Raw genomic sequence first — 14,962 nt, forward strand, 5'->3', positions numbered from 1 at the left:
ATTGTAGATTGCCTCCACTTCGCCGTCCTTCGGGGACTGAGTCGGTCTTCGCAATGATAAGGTAATCTTGTTTGTCATTGCGAGCTTGCGACATCGTCCCCGAAGCGAAGCCGGGTAGGAAACAATCTGATCTTTGTTGATATTGGATGATCTGCAGATGTAAATAATAAAAGAAGATTGCTTCGTTCCTCGCAATGACAAAGAAGGAGAAATGATAGATTGCTCCCCACTTCGCTGTGCTTCGGGGACCGTGTTATCTGCCTTCAGCTTCCTCGCAATGACAGAATTAAACGAATCCCCATGAAAATCTAAGGTCTGTCCAACTTGTTTTGCAATACACTAAGGACAATCAAATTACGAAACGGAGCAAAATAATGAGACACATGCATCCCCATCATTTCCACCACATCCATCGTGGTTTTCGCCATGGTTATCGGCGGATCTATCGGCGCCCCGGCCGGTTGCTGGGGTTGATTGGTCTGACTGCCCTGGGTTACAGTTTGTTGAACCGTAACCGGTACAATCAGGCGCCACAGAATGGGACGGTTTACAACGATCCCAATAATGAGTGGTAAATTTGGGAAAATTTAATAAAAAATGCCCTCCGATTATACCGGAGGGCATTCTGATTTAATTTTATTCGGTTTTATTCCCCGATGATCTTGATCAGGGCTCGTTTTTGACGACGGCCATCAAATTCATAGTAGAAAATCTGCTCCCAGGGGCCAAAATCAAGCCGTCCTTTGGTAATTGCCACCACAACCTCGCGGCCCATGACCTGGCGCTTGAGATGGGCATCGGCGTTATCCTCACCGGTGCGATTATGCCGGTATTGGCTCTCGGGGGCATGTGGGGCCAGCTCCTCCAGCCAGTCATCATAGTCCTGATGCAGGCCGGATTCGTCATCATTGATGAAAACCGATGCGGTGATGTGCATCGCGTTCACCAGGCAAAGCCCTTCGGTGATCTCACTTTCCAGCATGGCTTCCTGGACATATGGCGTGATGTTCACCAGACCCCTGCGGGCTGGGATTTCAAACCAGAGTTCTTTGCGGAAAGATTTCATATTGCTGCCTTTCTCAGGTTTGGATTGGTTATGGTTTAACTTTGAAAGAGGCCATCATCTCATCCAGCAGGGCCAGGTTGGGTGTGAAATTTTCATCGCTCTGACCGTTGAGCGTCTGGAGCAGGCCAACAATGTAGTTGTCCCAATTCTGGTCAAAAGCCATCCAGTCATCTACGGTGGTTGCACCATCGTCCGGCAGGATAGGATTGGTCACAGGCAGCACGGCTGAGATGTAATATTGGCCGTCGCTGGTGAGTCCCTGGTAGGTATAAAAGAGGTTCTGGTTATCGGCTGGATAGAGTGCTTGTCCATACATACTCAGATAACGCACGCCGCTGCCGTTCTGGAAATCAAAATAAGTGACCTTGGCCGTGAAGATCTGGGCTGCATTCCAGATGGGCAGAAAGGGCAGATCACCTGAGGAACCGCCGGATGGGTGATTGGCTAAGGCCCATTCCAGGTCATCAATGATGTTGGAGGCCATGGTACTGATCGAACGGAATTCTGCCACCGGATAGACATTGATCACTGGGGTGTGGAAATGGTTGCTGACGGCATAACCATTGATGCTAAATTCATAGTAGGTGGGGTAGGTATCTCCTGGCATATAATCCTCGCCGAGGTTCTGACCGGGAATAATGGCAGGAGAAAAAGCCGCTGCGATGCTCGGATCAAAGGAGAAGCTGATCCCTTCATAGGAAACATCCGGAGCGGGAGGTGCTTCCGTTTCGATAGGAGTGTCCTGGGTGAGGTAATCGAGGGCGATTTGAGTCTGCTGTAATGCCACCCGGGTTTGTTCCAGTTGCACGCTTTCCTGATCGCTGGAGCCACCCAGGTTGATGCCGCAAGCCAAGGTGGAGAGTGCCAGAAATAACATGGCCAGGGTAGAAAGCAGGATTGGTTTTGGATGATTGCGTGTGTCGTTCATAAGATTCAACTCCCGATGATTTTTTAGTCTGGATATAGATTATTGTATATGATTTTATCGTTACGACGAATAAGGAAGGGGCTAAATTGGATAATTACTCAACGCGTTTAGCGGCTGAACGGCTTTATTGAAAATAAATAAGTTTGTGACATAATAAAGATAATGATATTTGGTCGTGAACCAACTCCAATTTTTATCTGTGGTCATCCCAAAGCTGGTACAAGTCTATTAACATCATTATTGGATGGTCATCCAGAAATGGTTGTCTATCCGGAGGAAACTTTATTCTTCCGGCGCTTTCTCCCTGCAATTGGGGGGAAGAGCATCAGTGAAAAACTGGCTTTGGCTGATGAACTACTTATCCATATCTTCCAGTGGAATCAGGAAGAACCTCCTGAGCACCAAAAAGACTACCCGGATCGAGATTACAGTGACATTGATTTTGATAAGGTGCATCAGACATTGGCAGAACTGATCCCTTCTGGCGAGGCGTCGGATAAGGTTTTCCTGGAGGCTGCGCTTCAGGCTTTCGGGCAGGTATCAGGTTCATTAATTACGGAGACTCACTATTGGGTGGAGAAGACCCCTTATAACGAGTTCTATGCCGATAAAATCTTTGAGTGGTGGCCGGGAGCCAAGTGTGTGCATGTTATCCGAGATCCGCGAGACAATTTCATATCATATAAGCTAAAACAACCCGACTGGAATGCAAAGATTTTTGCCTGGAACTGGGTACGTTCCACCCGAGCAGGTCTGGCCAACCAGGCGAAATATGGCGGTGACCGCTATTTCCTGATCCAATTTGAAGAGCTGTTGCGTAATCCGGAATATGAAACCCGGCGTCTGGCTGAGTTTCTTGGCTTGGACTGGGATGAATCGTTGCTGCAGCCCACTCGCGTTGGGGATTCTTGGCGGGGTAATTCAATGTTCGATGATAAATTCCAGGCAATCAGCATGGACCCGATTGATCGCTGGAAAGATCTGATCTCAACTTTCGATTTGGCCATCGTTCAGGCAATTGCCGATCGTGCAATGACGGCGGTGGGTTATGAGCTGGCAGAAATCCCCATGGGTGACCTCAGCATTCAAGAGAAGGTTCGGGTTTTGAGGGAAAGAGCAGTTGCCAGGCTGAAAAACGCCTTATAAGGTCTTCATCTGAGAAAAAATATATTTTGGGCAGGGTCTAATACATCCGCGCAAACAATGACAATCTTCAGATAGACCAATTGACTGGATGTGTTAGAATTAATCGGTTTCACTCTCGAGAAAAGGAAATTTGACGAACGATGACTGATAAATCTGACCTGCTGATCTCACCCTACGGCGGCAAACTGATTGACCTGCTGGTGAAGGGCGAAGAACGCGCCGAATTATTGAAATTGGCTGGAACTTATCCTACAGTCCGCCTGACCCCCCGGCAGAACCATGACCTGGAACTGCTGGCGGTTGGGGCTTTTTCACCCCTGGATCGCTTCATGGGGCAGGACGACTATGAATCGGTTTTGAACGATATGCGCTTGACCGATGGCACCATCTGGCCAATCCCGATCACACTCAACATCAATAAGGAAGACCTGCCGGAAGAAGGCGACTGGGTCACCCTGCGCGATGTGCACAACCAGATCATGGCTGTGATGAAGTTGGAAGAGGTCTTCCGCTTCAATTGGCAGGAAGAAGCCGAGAAGGTATATGGCACCACGGACCTGAAACACCCGATCGTTTCAGAAATGGCTGGCTGGGGTGAACTTTGCATCAGCGGTGAGCTGAAGGTTCTGAACCTCCCTGCGTATGACGATTTCACTGAACTGCGCCTGACACCGGCCGAGACCCGCGCAAAACTGATCGAGATGGGCAACGCCAATGTGGTTGCGTTCCAAACCCGTAACCCGATGCACCGTGTTCACGAGGAACTGACCAAACGCGCTCAGAAGCAGGTTGGCGGCAGTCTGTTGATCCATCCGGTGGTTGGTATGACCAAACCCGGTGATGTGGATCATTACACCCGGGTGCGGATTTATAAAGCCCTGGTCGAAAATTACTATGATGACAACACCCTTTTGGCCTTATTGCCACTGGCGATGCGCATGGGCGGCCCACGTGAGGCCGTTTGGCACGCCATCATCCGCCGCAACTACGGCGCCAATTATTTCATTGTTGGCCGCGATCATGCCGGCCCCGGCAAGGATAGCAAGGGCGAACCTTTCTATGGCCCTTATGATGCCCAGGAAATGCTGACTGGCGTTGTGGATGAGGTTTGCGTCAAGATGGTTCCCTTCGAACTGGTGGTTTACCTGCCCGATGAGGATCGTTATGAACTGGCTTCTCAGGTGCCGGAAGGCGCTAATGTGGCTACAATTTCCGGGACCCAGGTCCGCGATGATTATCTGGCCAAGGGCATCCCGCTGCCAGAGTGGTTCACCCGACCTGAAACCGCCCAGATCTTGCTCGAGGCTCATCCCCCACGGTATAAACAGGGCTTCTGCATCTGGTTCACCGGTTTGAGCGGTGCTGGCAAGTCCACCATTGCCAAACACCTGATCAACATGCTGGCTGAATATGGCCGCAACCCCACCGTTTTGGATGGCGACGTCGTTCGGACCCACCTTTCCAAGGGTCTTGGTTTCAGCAAGGAAGACCGTGATACCAACATCCTGCGGATCAGCTTTGTGGGTGGCGAGATTGTCCGACATCACGGAACCGTGGTTTGCGCTGCGATCAGCCCCTACCGCCAGGCCCGACGGGAAGCTCGCAAGATGTTCCCCGATGGACATTTCATTGAGGTTTTCGTGGATACCCCACTGGCAGTTTGTGAAGAACGCGACATCAAGGGCCTTTATGCCCGGGCGCGTGCTGGTGAGATCAAGGGCTTCACTGGGATTGATGATCCCTATGAGGCACCGTTGGAACCTGAAATCCGGCTCGATACCGTCGGCGTGACCCCCAAGGAAAATGCCCGAGAGATCATTGATTATTTGCTCAAGACCGGCTACCTGCAGGAAGCGAACGGCAACGGGAAATAAATCCCAATATTTTACATAAGAATAGAGGCTGCTCCCGAAAGAGAGCAGCCTTTTTCTTTTATTGGTGATTATTAGCTAGAGCGGATTAATTCCCCAATAGGGCATCCAATGCGGTCTGCGCGTCCAGCGCTGCCTGGGTCATCAAAGCGCTGATGTCGGCGTTCTTTTCCAGAATGGCAGTCTGCAGGGCGGCGGCCAGGGCGGGGACACCGGCTTCATCCCAATAGGGGGTGAAGGTGTAGGCCCGGGGGACAACATAACTAAGTTCGTTGATCCAGACGCTTGCGATGGGGTCGGTGGAAAGACCGGAGGATTCAGCCACGGATAGAACAGTGGGGAGACTGGTGTTCAGCCAGACTTCATTACCCTGTTCACCGGTGTAGAAGGTCAGGAAGTTGGCAGCGGTGCGGGGATACGCTGAGGTGCTGGCCACGCCGTAGCCTTCCCAGAAGAGGATATTGGCACGTTCTTCACCCTGCGGCAGGCCTACGACACCGAGTTCAATATTCCGGTTCGTTAACAGTTCGGCTTCAATTGAGCGGTCAAAGAGCAGCATGGCAGCGTTGCCATCCACGAACTCTGTGTTGCCGCCATAGGCAGCTTCCAGATCTGTGGGGGGCGGCGAGACGCGGTATTTATTGTAGAGATCAGCGTAGAAGGTCACGGCATTGATCACGGCTTCCGAATCCATGTAACCGACAAAGTCCTTGCCATTGTCACTGACCAGCTGACCGCCTGCGGCAGCCACCCAATATTCAAAGCCGGTGGTCCAGGTGGCGGGCAGTTGGAGCCCCCAGATATCCGGGGCATTATCGCCATCAAGGTCCTGGGTCAGGTCCAGGGCGACATCCAGCAAGTCATCCCAGGTCCAGCCATCCTCGGGATAGGGGACGCCAGCCTCATCAAAGAGGGTTTTGTTGTAATAGATCGCCAGTGTGGAATAGGACTTGGGCAGCAGGTATTGATCGCCATCCACCTGACCGGGTGCCAGCAGGTTGGGCAGGTAGGCCGCGGAGTCGAATGAGGTCGGGAAGTAGTCATCCAGTGCAACCAGGTCACCTTGAGCGACAAATTCGGGGATGGATTCATCTGCTAATTGCATAATGTCCGGTGCAGCGCCAGCAGTGAACATGGTTTGCAGGCGGGTATCGTAATCTCGATCCGCGACAGCTTCCAATTGAACCAGAACATCCGGGTTGTCTGCTTCATAGAGGGCGATGGTCGATTGATGCAGGTCCAGCAAGGTGCTGCCGTCACGGGTGCCTAGCCGCAACACGGCTGTACCGCTGGTTTCAGGGGCTGCGGGTGTTTCAGCCGCCTTGGATTGGCAGGCTGTCAGCACGAAGATGGTGATGAATAGAAGAAGTATTAATTTAGATGTTTTTTTCATTTTCTCCTCTTAGGTGACCCTTATTTCTTCAATTTGTTAATTTGTTTTATTGTATTTATCATAGACCAAGCCCAATGGCTTGGCAAGGTATTGTTCAGCCGCCAGGAGGATATTGTGTAACCCTGGCGGCTGGTATATTACTATTATTCGTTAACTAAAGGGGTTATTTCAGGCGCAGCTTTTTCCTCAGGATCGGGGTGAGGATTGCCAGATAGACCATCGTGACCGCCAGGGTCAGTCCACAAGCAGCCAAGAACCCAACCGGTGCGGACCTGGGTCTGACGAAGATGTTTTGAAAGATCACAAACATCCAATAGTTCGGGAAGGGGTAAAAGAGCAGCCGCCATGAATCGGGGACGAAGATGGACAGGATGGGCAATACGGAATAGAGCCCCATGATGAATTTCGTGGTCGCCATCATTTGCAATTGGGTGTTAGAGAGGCCACCGAGTAGGAAGCCGATCAACACAGCAATGCCAACGGAAGACAGATAGCCGATCAGGATTTGCCCCCAAGGGACGGAGACACCAGCAATGATGATGATGGCGGTGACGGTCATCACCAGCCCGGCAAGCATTGCAAAAATTGCTCTGGCGATGGTCCATTCAGCCATCCGCAGGGGGGAAACGGCCCAGGCGCGGATCATGCCGCTTTCCTTATCCCGGACCATGTTGAAGGATTCCACAATGGCACCCAGCATGACCGCGGTGATCAGCACTAAGATCAGGGCATACTCGGTGAAGAGGGATTCCTTTGGATGGGTTATCACCGTGAAATCAGCCGTCTCTTCAGGCGAGGTTGCGGCGGAGAGCAGGATTTGGGAAAGTTCTTCACCCTCCTGTTCGTTACCCTGTAGGATGATCTCATATTGACCGTCTTCCCAGTAAATGCCGGGGACATCATCGTTCTTTTCCACTCGTGTGATGATGGAATTGCGGTCAGGGACCACAAAGACTTTGGCAAATTCGGTCAGATTCTCCTGAATGGCTTGGGGCATGGCTTCATTGACTGCCACGCGGACACTAACCGTTTCGATGGAGGGGGCTAAGAGGCGAACGGCTACCGCCATGATGACGGGGGCCAGGAAAATGTAGAACAGGAGGTTGTCACGCAGAACATTGGTCCAGTCCTGTTTGATGATCGTTAGTATTCGCTTCATGTCATAACCCCGCTTTCATCAGGCGTTTATAAACAGCGAGGTAACAAACGGCGAAGCTGACCAATACGCTTATTCCCAGGATCAGGAAGGTCTGGTTGAGTGCAGCCGCGCTGCCCATCTCAAAGAGGACATTCCGGAAGCCGAAGATGATCTCATAGGTGGGGATCCAGGTGATGAAGGCCGGGGAGAAAACCGGCATGGCATAGGACAACATCGGCAGCATGGCCCCGATCAGGAGCGTGGCCCCGGCAAAGAACCACTCGGAGATATTGGTAAAGAAAACCGCAATCGCTAGGCCCAGCAGCGTCATCAGGGTGCTGCTGCCAATGATCAGCAAGCTGAGCTGCATGTAATTGGGTGAAGTTCCGAAGGCAATCAGCGAAACCACCAGGCCATAGATCAGCGAGATCACGTCATAGAGCAGGACCTTGGATAGGATGAAAATCAATGTCCCACCAGGGCTGACCCGGTAGGCACGGATAGTTCCTTCCTGTTTGGATTGGAAGATCAACACGGCGCCGATCAGGAAGCCCAACAGGATCACTTCAAAGCTCATGAAGATTGGGATCATGTTCTTGTTGAGCGGGATTGGTTCGCTGTTTTCGTTCAGGATGGTCAATTCGGCCTCTGTGGGCTGATAGGTGCCCTGCAGTGTTTGGATGATGGTATCCAGGGACTTCTCTAGCAGGTTGATGTTCTCCTGGGAGATATTGCCCTGAACGATGATCTCAAATTCGGGGGCTTCGAGCGAACCTTGAAAGATCACACCCAGCGCCCGTTGGCTTTCAGTAAGGGTTGAATGCAATTCGGATTTGCTGGAGAGCAGCACTTCCGGTTCCGCGCCGAGGGCAACCAGATACTGCTCAAAAATACCGGCCTCGCTGCCATCATAGAAATATTCCTGGGCGTCGGTGTTGATTTCCACCGGCAGCGCAAAGACCAGGATCAGGATGAGCGCCGCCATCGCCAGGATGACATAGATATGACCGCTGCGGAATGTGAGCAGAAAATCCTGAGCGATCATGTTGGAGAACTTTCGGATCATGCCAGTCTCCGTCCGGTTAGCTTCAGGAAGATCTCCTCCAGAGTAGCTTCCTGGGTGTGGATGGTCTGGATGGATTTGGTTTCAACTAATTTGCTGAAGGCTTCCTTTTCCTCGGGGTTATCCAGTGAGAAGCTGGCCGTTTTGAACTGGTCGCCATTGCCATATTCCACCTGGACGCTATTTTGACCGTGTTGGAGCTTGAGATTGCGGGGGGTATCCATCGCCACCAGCTTACCTTCATTGATGAAGGCCACCCGGTCACAAAGCTCATCAGCAGTGAACATATTGTGGGTGGTTAGGAAAATCGTGGCCCCGCGGTCAATCTGCTGGTGGATAATGTCCTTGATCATCGCAGCGGTGCCGGGGTCAAGGCCGGCAGTGGGTTCATCGAGGAACAGGATTTCCGGCTTGTTGACCAGTGAACGGGCAAAGTTCAGCCTTTGCTTCATGCCGCGGGAATATTTTCCGGCTTTCTGGTGGGCTGATTCGGCGATGCCGACCATCGTCAGCAGCTTGATAGGGTCTTCTGTGGGGACATCGAACAACCCGGCATAGAATTTGAGGTTTTCAAAGCCGGTCAATCTTTCGTAGATGTAAGGTAGTTCAAAGGACACGCCCAACCGATTGAAGAAGGATTTCCCCAGTTTGGTTACCGGAACGCCATCCACCGAAACTTCGCCTTGCTGTAAGGGGAGCAGACTGGTGATGATCGCCTGGGTGGTGCTTTTGCCTGCGCCGCTGGGCCCCAGGAAACCAAAGATTTCCCCTTTTTCAATGGTAAAGGTGATGTCTTCCAGGGCGTTTTTATCCGCACCGGGATAACGATGGGTGAGGTGCTTAATTTCAATCATGGGTTGTCCTTAAATTGGAAAAGTAAGTTAATAATACAAGCTTGAATTATATCAAGGTTTATTTATAGGCAATGCCTTTTTCAAATACCCTGATCAGGTTATCCAGTAGGGCTTGCGCTTCCGGATCTTCGAAGATCTGGTCTGGATCGACATTCGGATCATCCAGTTTCAGGCGTTTGATGGCATAGCGGCCGAACTGGTAGAAGGTGGTTTCCATAATGAATGCTGCCAGGTTTACATCAGCCCAAGGGCTGATCTCACCGTGGTGGATGCCCTGGGTAAGCAGCTGTTTGAAGAGCTGGGTGGGCCCGCGCCGGCGCATCTCCTCCGCCATTTTTGGGAAGGGGACTTCTTCAACAAAAGCGCGATAAGCTACCCGGGCAAGGCCGGGTTCATTCACCTCAAATTGGACTGCCGATTGGAAAAGGCGCCGGACATAATCAAAAAGGTTGCCGGAGAGGTCCCCGGCAGGTAAATCCTTGAGTAGATTGAGTTTTTCTTCGATCCCGAGTTCGATCAGGTATTTGTAAAGGTCCTGTTTATCCTCGAAGTATTGGTAAAAGGTGCCTTTGGTAATTTCTGCCTCCCGGACGATATTGGAAATGGAAGCGACGTCATACGGATTGTCCGCAAATTCCTGAATGGCAATGTCGATGATCCGGTCGCGTTTGTCAGCTGCGAGGTTGAAGAAGGTCTCTTTTAGCATAGTGTTAAATTCTTTTGTAATGGAGTCAGATTCGGTTTTGATTTTGCATTCTAGGCGAGAAGGCTGAAACTGTCAACCTGGAGTTACCAAGGCAGTAATCCTGTTTTCCGAGGGTGAAAATACTGTAAAATGGAATTATTGCCCCGCCCCCAACACTAAAGGATAATCTATGACTGCAGTGAGTGCACCCCAGAAACGGTTGAGTTTTGTAATAGATCGATCTTTGGGTTGGTACCACACCTTAATTCAAGCATGTTCAATTTCGGCGTGACCTCAGAAACGATGAACGCTTTTATCGGTATGAGTTAATAAGAAAGGGTGAAAATGACTGATAACGGCGGTCAGCGGCAGCGTTTAGGGGAAATTGCATCTGTTTTCCTGCGCCTGGGCTTCACAGCTTTTGGGGGTCCGGCGGCGGCCCTGGCGATGATGCGCCAGGAAGTTGTGCTGAAACGTAAATGGCTGACCGAGGATGAATTTCTCGATTTTTGGGGGATTTCCAACCTGGTGCCGGGCCCGAATGCCACGGAACTGGCGATTCACATTGGATACCGCTACGCAGGATGGCCAGGATTGGTTCTGGCAGGGGTCTGCTACATTATCCCCGCTATGGCAATTGTGCTGGGGCTGGCGTGGGCTTATGTTGCGTATGGGGGCTTGCCGGCGCTGACCGGGGTTTTGGATGGAGTCAAACCGGTCGTGGTTGCTATATTGTTATGGGCATTATGGGGGATGCTGCGACCAAGAATCAAAAAAATTCTCGGACTGGTCGTCACCGGTGCTGTTTTCGTTGGATATCTCTGGAGTGGCCGCCCGATCCTCTGGCTTTTAGCTGGGGGCGTGGTGATGTGGCTGATGTATTGGTTGAAATCCCACAAAACACCGCCATCTCTATTGCTCGCTGGCGCGCCGTTGATCGTAAGGGCCCGAGTCTTGCTCAGGCCGCTGGTGCCATTCAACCTCTGGCGGCTTTTCTGGGTGTTCCTGAAAGCCGGGTCGCTGATGTATGGCAGCGGGTATGTCTTGCTGGCCTTCATTCAGGATGATCTGGTGAACAAGCTGGGGTGGCTGACCCAAAGCCAACTGCTGGATGCGATTGCCGTGGGTCAGGTGACGCCCGGTCCCCTGGCAACCACAGCGACCTTTGTTGGCTACCTGACCGGGGGCTTGGGTGGGGCAGCCCTGGCGACCTTGGGTATGTTCCTGCCGGGGTTCATTTTTGTGCTGCTAACCCATCCATTATTGCGCCGGATGCAGGAATCGGCACCCTGGCGGCACTTTCTGGATGGAGTTAACTTCGCTGCCCTGGGATTGATGGCGGGGGTGATTTGGGATATTGGCCGGACAGTGGCTTTGGAACCGCTGGGGATCGGGGTTGGACTGATCTCCCTGCTTCTGCTGGTCATCTTTGAGCTGCCTGCTCCCTGGCTGATACTCGGTGGGGCGATGGTGGGGGTAGGTAAGGTGCTGTTGGGATTTTAAGCTTTTTGATGGGTATCTTGATCAATAATTGAAATTTTCCTCATCTGACTCATGATGTGCTGCCCGCGTGTGGTCTCATTAAATTCTTTGTGGTTTGTTCCCCAATCCCAGTCTGATTTTTCACCCCGTTTGGCGGCTTTAGTTGCTCGTCCTTTGGCAACCTCGGGGAAAACGGATGATGCAAAGCATTCCGCCAGGTCCTCGCTGGCATTGAAGTTACGATCCGAGCCGCAGGGTGGGGCCGCAATGCCGGTGTGGTACCAAAGGGCCTGCCAGTCGAGTCGTTTCTTGAGTCCCAATGAGCGTTCCAGCCATTTCTCGAAGTGGCGCAGGGGACGTTTGAGCCATTCCAGCCGTCCGGCCTGGAGCCGTGTCCGCAGGTCACGCTCAGGTGAGCGCTGCCAGGCATTGTTCCAGCGATGACCGAGTTCATGCGCAAGAGTCCAGTCCGTCCATTCCGCATCCAATTCTACCGTGCCGCCGATGGTTCGCCCGACGCGGCCTGCGCGTGAGCTGTGGCGGAAGATGGTTTCCTGTCCATTGAACACACTGGCGACATTTTTTCCCGCCAGGGCCTCGATCCGTTGCATAACTGCCAGGATCCTCCGGGCTTCATCCTCAGCCCAATCGCCCTCCAAAACCACTTTACTTTTGATTAATGCCGACCTTACATCATCCAAAACTCGCACCTCGTTTTAAACTCGGTTGGTTTATGATAATAGTAATGTAATTATATCTGGGTTGATTGAGAAATTTGCCCTGAGGGAGGGTGGATGGCAGTTAAGTACCCGGTACCTGATCGAGAATTAAATGAAATTTTAAATCGTTTGGTGGATGGTATTAAACCCGTCCTGGGACCGAATTTCCTGGGTGGTTATCTGGGCGGTTCTTTTGCGCATGGTGGTTGGGATGTTTATAGCGATGTCGATTTTACGATTGTCATTGAAGAGGAACTGGACCCCAGAATATTGGAAGACCTGAAAGTTGTTCATGCCAGGGTTTTTACGATCAATCATTATTGGGCCAGACATTTGGAAGGTTCTTATTTTCCCAGGTCTGTGCTTTCAGATTTGAACCGGACAAATGAGCCGCTTTGGTATCTGGATAATGGCAGCCTCAATTTTGAACGCTCCATGCATGACAATACACTGGTTAACCGCTGGGTGCTGCGGGAATATGGGCTGATTCTGCAAGGGCCGGAGCCATCCATTTGGATCCCCCGCATCCCTGAAATTTTTTTGAAGGCGGAAGTCTGGTGGATGATGCGGGAATGGGGTGGGGATATCCTCTCTGGCGCGTACCGGATTTCTTCCCGTTTCTCCCAGACATTCACCGTGCTGAACTTCTGCCGGATGCTCTACACACTTTCCACCGGGCGGGTGCAATCGAAACAAACCGGCGCAGCCTGGGCCAGAGCAATCCTCGCGACCAAATGGGTCCCTCTGATTGATGACGCACTGAGCGCTCGGGTGAATCAGTATCAGCGGGTATATGATCAGGCTGACCCGGGTAAGATCCGGGATACACGCGATTTTATCCGCTATGCCCTGATGGAAGTCAAGAATCTCACTGGTTTTCAAAATTAGATTAAATTTCAACCTTAAGGCTGGGTATAATGGGGGATAATAGCGCCCCGATTTGAAAGAAGGTCAAGATGGCTGATAAGGTTGGAATCCTCACAGCAGGAAGTGATTGTCCTGGGCTGAACGCCTCCATTCGCGGATTTGGCAAGGCTGCCCGGAATACATATGGCATGGCGTTGGTTGGGTTCAGGGATGGCTTCCGCGGCCTGGTGGAAAACCGCACCCTTGACCTGAGCGGCGATGCCCTTTCGAACATCCTCACGGCCGGTGGCACCATTTTGGGTACCAGCCGGGACATTCCGCAGGCCTTTGTGAAGGGGGGCAAAACGCTGGACCTGACGGAAGATGCAGTGAAGGCTTATCATGCCAATAAACTGGATGCCCTCGTCTGCATTGGCGGCCGCGAGACTCAGGAAGCTGCAACCCGCCTGAAGCAGGAGGGTTTACATGTCCTTACCCTGCCGAAATCAGCGGATAATGACGTCCCGATGACGGATACCACCATTGGCTTTGACACGGCTAAGGATATTGCTACCGAGGCGATTGACCGGCTGCATAGCACAGCCAACAGCAATCACCGGATCATCATTGTGGAGATCATGGGGCGCGAGGTGGGCTGGCTGACATTAGGCGCGGGAATCGCGGCTGGGGCGGATGTGATCCTGATCCCTGAGATTCCTTATAACATTGATGAAATTTCCAGAGCAATCCTCCAGCGTAACCAGGCTGGGAAGATGTTCAGCATTGTGGCTGTCGCTGAAGGCGCAACATCCTCAGAACTTGTGGCATTTTTTGAGCGTTCGATCAAGATTGACCAAAAGAAGCATGCCAGCAGCGCAGAAGAGGATATGGCGCAAAAGATGGAAGCCCTCAAGCGCAAATATGGCGGCCAGACGCTTTTGCTGGCGAACCGTTTGGAAGAATCGACCGGGTTGGAAAGCCGGATCACGATCCTGGGTTACCTGCTACGGGGCGGCGCTCCTTCGGCAAGTGACCGGGTGTTGGCGACACAATTGGGTACCCGTGCGGCTGATCTGATCCATGATGGACAGTTTGGCTTCATGGTCGGCTACCGTCATGGCGGAGCGGATTGTGTTCCACTGGAAGATGTGGCTGGATGCCAGAAGAAAGTCCCGCTGGATCATTCCTGGATCAAGAGCGCCCGGCATGTCGGCACCATCCTGGGTGATTGAAACAGAACATTAATTATTTAAACCTCCCGGTTTTCCTGACGGGAGGTTTTTGTTGCCTTTATGAGTTTTCGTTCTTATAGGATAAAATCAGGCTGAGGAGTGAACTATGAATTTTTTGATGAGTATATTTGATTTACACGGATTGAAGATATGGCGGATTATCGTCGCTTTGGCCCTGAACTTGGTCGTTATGAGCCTGTTCTTTGTGGGGCTGAATGCCTTGCTGATCCAACAGGGGGGGTGGGCGGACGGAATGGATATCAGCCTGATGTTGTGGGTTTTCCTGGTCAGTGGATTGCTTGGTTTTGGGATCGCCTTTCTGACGCGGGCGGAACGGGGGATCAGCTATGCGGCCTGGGGTTCGATTGGTTCCTTCGCCGTGGTCACAATTTTAATGTTAGAGGCTGGACTGCTGGCGCTGCTGGTGGCCCTAATGGCGCTGATGGGCGGCTATAACGGCGGCTTGATTGGTCAGTGGCTGCGGCAAAAACGAGATATGTAATTATGTGATTTTCTTGGTCATCATATAGATTTTTCGA

15 protein-coding genes are annotated in these 14,962 nt (G+C 51.8%); 7 read left to right on the forward strand and 8 right to left on the reverse strand.

The features are described from left to right. Nucleotides 1-374 precede the first annotated feature (374 nt). Nucleotides 375-575 carry a hypothetical protein gene (locus JR338_00545; GenBank protein QRN83280.1) on the forward strand — a complete coding sequence of 67 codons (201 nt, stop codon included), beginning with the start codon at nucleotides 375-377 and terminating at the stop codon, nucleotides 573-575. 71 nt (nucleotides 576-646) lie between these two features. On the opposite strand, the gene JR338_00550 is transcribed toward JR338_00545, so the two are convergent. Together JR338_00550 and JR338_00555 are read right to left on the reverse strand one after the other, a co-directional pair. After that, a complete protein-coding gene (locus JR338_00550) occupies nucleotides 647-1,066 on the reverse strand; it encodes a YjbQ family protein (GenBank protein ID QRN83281.1) in 420 nt (139 codons plus the stop codon). A 28-nt stretch (nucleotides 1,067-1,094) separates the two neighbouring features. After that, nucleotides 1,095-1,994: a hypothetical protein gene (locus tag JR338_00555; GenBank protein QRN83282.1), complete on the reverse strand. Its 900-nt coding sequence runs from the start codon at nucleotides 1,992-1,994 to the stop codon at nucleotides 1,095-1,097. A gap of 162 nt (nucleotides 1,995-2,156) precedes the next feature. Between JR338_00555 and JR338_00560 the strand changes: the two genes are divergently transcribed. Together JR338_00560 and JR338_00565 are read left to right on the forward strand one after the other, a co-directional pair. After that, entirely contained in the window at nucleotides 2,157-3,140 is a 984-nt protein-coding gene (locus JR338_00560) for a sulfotransferase (GenBank protein ID QRN83283.1), read from the forward strand. 140 nt (nucleotides 3,141-3,280) lie between these two features. Further along, nucleotides 3,281-5,014, forward strand: coding sequence for a bifunctional sulfate adenylyltransferase/adenylylsulfate kinase (locus tag JR338_00565; GenBank protein QRN83284.1), 1,734 nt, complete (start codon nucleotides 3,281-3,283; stop codon nucleotides 5,012-5,014). An 85-nt stretch (nucleotides 5,015-5,099) separates the two neighbouring features. Here the strand turns inward: JR338_00565 and JR338_00570 are convergent, their stop codons facing one another. The 5 genes from JR338_00570 to JR338_00590 form a co-directional block, all read right to left on the reverse strand. Then, nucleotides 5,100-6,404: a sugar ABC transporter substrate-binding protein gene (locus JR338_00570; protein QRN83285.1), complete on the reverse strand. Its 1,305-nt coding sequence runs from the start codon at nucleotides 6,402-6,404 to the stop codon at nucleotides 5,100-5,102. 163 nt (nucleotides 6,405-6,567) lie between these two features. Next, the gene (locus JR338_00575; GenBank protein ID QRN83286.1) at nucleotides 6,568-7,563 is read right to left on the reverse strand and encodes an ABC transporter permease; all 996 of its coding nucleotides are present in this window, start codon (nucleotides 7,561-7,563) and stop codon (nucleotides 6,568-6,570) included. A gap of 1 nt (nucleotide 7,564) precedes the next feature. Continuing rightward, a complete protein-coding gene (locus JR338_00580) occupies nucleotides 7,565-8,608 on the reverse strand; it encodes an ABC transporter permease (GenBank protein ID QRN83287.1) in 1,044 nt (347 codons plus the stop codon). Then, a complete protein-coding gene (locus tag JR338_00585) occupies nucleotides 8,605-9,459 on the reverse strand; it encodes an ABC transporter ATP-binding protein (GenBank protein QRN83288.1) in 855 nt (284 codons plus the stop codon). Before JR338_00585 ends, JR338_00580 begins: the two co-directional genes overlap by 4 nt. A 58-nt stretch (nucleotides 9,460-9,517) precedes the next feature. Further along, nucleotides 9,518-10,165, reverse strand: a complete 648-nt coding sequence (locus JR338_00590) for a TetR/AcrR family transcriptional regulator (protein ID QRN83289.1) — start codon at nucleotides 10,163-10,165, stop codon at nucleotides 9,518-9,520. Nucleotides 10,166-10,489: 324 nt separating this feature from the next. On the opposite strand from JR338_00590, the gene chrA reads away from it, so the two are divergent. Then, nucleotides 10,490-11,647: a chromate efflux transporter gene (chrA, locus tag JR338_00595; GenBank protein QRN83290.1), complete on the forward strand. Its 1,158-nt coding sequence runs from the start codon at nucleotides 10,490-10,492 to the stop codon at nucleotides 11,645-11,647. On the opposite strand, the gene JR338_00600 is transcribed toward chrA, so the two are convergent. Further along, nucleotides 11,644-12,327, reverse strand: a complete 684-nt coding sequence (locus tag JR338_00600; protein QRN83291.1) for a hypothetical protein — start codon at nucleotides 12,325-12,327, stop codon at nucleotides 11,644-11,646. The two genes, chrA and JR338_00600, sit on opposite strands and share 4 nt — an antisense overlap. Nucleotides 12,328-12,420: 93 nt before the next feature. Between JR338_00600 and JR338_00605 the strand changes: the two genes are divergently transcribed. The 3 genes from JR338_00605 to JR338_00615 all read left to right on the forward strand — a co-directional run bounded on the left by JR338_00605 (nucleotide 12,421) and on the right by JR338_00615 (nucleotide 14,925). Continuing rightward, nucleotides 12,421-13,233 (forward strand): DUF4111 domain-containing protein, encoded by an 813-nt coding sequence (locus JR338_00605; GenBank protein QRN83292.1) that lies wholly within the window; start codon nucleotides 12,421-12,423, stop codon nucleotides 13,231-13,233. Nucleotides 13,234-13,301: 68 nt separating this feature from the next. Then, a complete protein-coding gene (locus tag JR338_00610; GenBank protein QRN83293.1) occupies nucleotides 13,302-14,423 on the forward strand; it encodes an ATP-dependent 6-phosphofructokinase in 1,122 nt (373 codons plus the stop codon). 106 nt (nucleotides 14,424-14,529) lie between these two features. After that, nucleotides 14,530-14,925 (forward strand): hypothetical protein, encoded by a 396-nt coding sequence (locus tag JR338_00615; protein ID QRN83294.1) that lies wholly within the window; start codon nucleotides 14,530-14,532, stop codon nucleotides 14,923-14,925. Nucleotides 14,926-14,962 lie beyond the last annotated feature (37 nt).

The organism is Chloroflexota bacterium (genome assembly GCA_016887485.1).
Classification (GTDB): domain Bacteria; phylum Chloroflexota; class Anaerolineae; order Anaerolineales; family Anaerolineaceae; genus Brevifilum.

Excerpts from the sequence above, each read along its gene's own strand:
- JR338_00545 (QRN83280.1), top strand. The coding sequence starts at position 375 with ATGAGACACATGCATCCCCATCATTTCCACCACATCCATCGTGGTTTT.
- JR338_00550 (QRN83281.1), bottom strand. The coding sequence starts at position 1,066 with ATGAAATCTTTCCGCAAAGAACTCTGGTTTGAAATCCCAGCCCGCAGG.
- JR338_00555 (QRN83282.1), bottom strand. The coding sequence starts at position 1,994 with ATGAACGACACACGCAATCATCCAAAACCAATCCTGCTTTCTACCCTG.
- JR338_00560 (QRN83283.1), top strand. The coding sequence starts at position 2,157 with ATGATATTTGGTCGTGAACCAACTCCAATTTTTATCTGTGGTCATCCC.
- JR338_00565 (QRN83284.1), top strand. The coding sequence starts at position 3,281 with ATGACTGATAAATCTGACCTGCTGATCTCACCCTACGGCGGCAAACTG.
- JR338_00570 (QRN83285.1), bottom strand. The coding sequence starts at position 6,404 with ATGAAAAAAACATCTAAATTAATACTTCTTCTATTCATCACCATCTTC.
- JR338_00575 (QRN83286.1), bottom strand. The coding sequence starts at position 7,563 with ATGAAGCGAATACTAACGATCATCAAACAGGACTGGACCAATGTTCTG.
- JR338_00580 (QRN83287.1), bottom strand. The coding sequence starts at position 8,608 with ATGATCCGAAAGTTCTCCAACATGATCGCTCAGGATTTTCTGCTCACA.
- JR338_00585 (QRN83288.1), bottom strand. The coding sequence starts at position 9,459 with ATGATTGAAATTAAGCACCTCACCCATCGTTATCCCGGTGCGGATAAA.
- JR338_00590 (QRN83289.1), bottom strand. The coding sequence starts at position 10,165 with ATGCTAAAAGAGACCTTCTTCAACCTCGCAGCTGACAAACGCGACCGG.
- chrA (QRN83290.1), top strand. The coding sequence starts at position 10,490 with ATGACTGATAACGGCGGTCAGCGGCAGCGTTTAGGGGAAATTGCATCT.
- JR338_00605 (QRN83292.1), top strand. The coding sequence starts at position 12,421 with ATGGCAGTTAAGTACCCGGTACCTGATCGAGAATTAAATGAAATTTTA.
- JR338_00610 (QRN83293.1), top strand. The coding sequence starts at position 13,302 with ATGGCTGATAAGGTTGGAATCCTCACAGCAGGAAGTGATTGTCCTGGG.
- JR338_00615 (QRN83294.1), top strand. The coding sequence starts at position 14,530 with ATGAATTTTTTGATGAGTATATTTGATTTACACGGATTGAAGATATGG.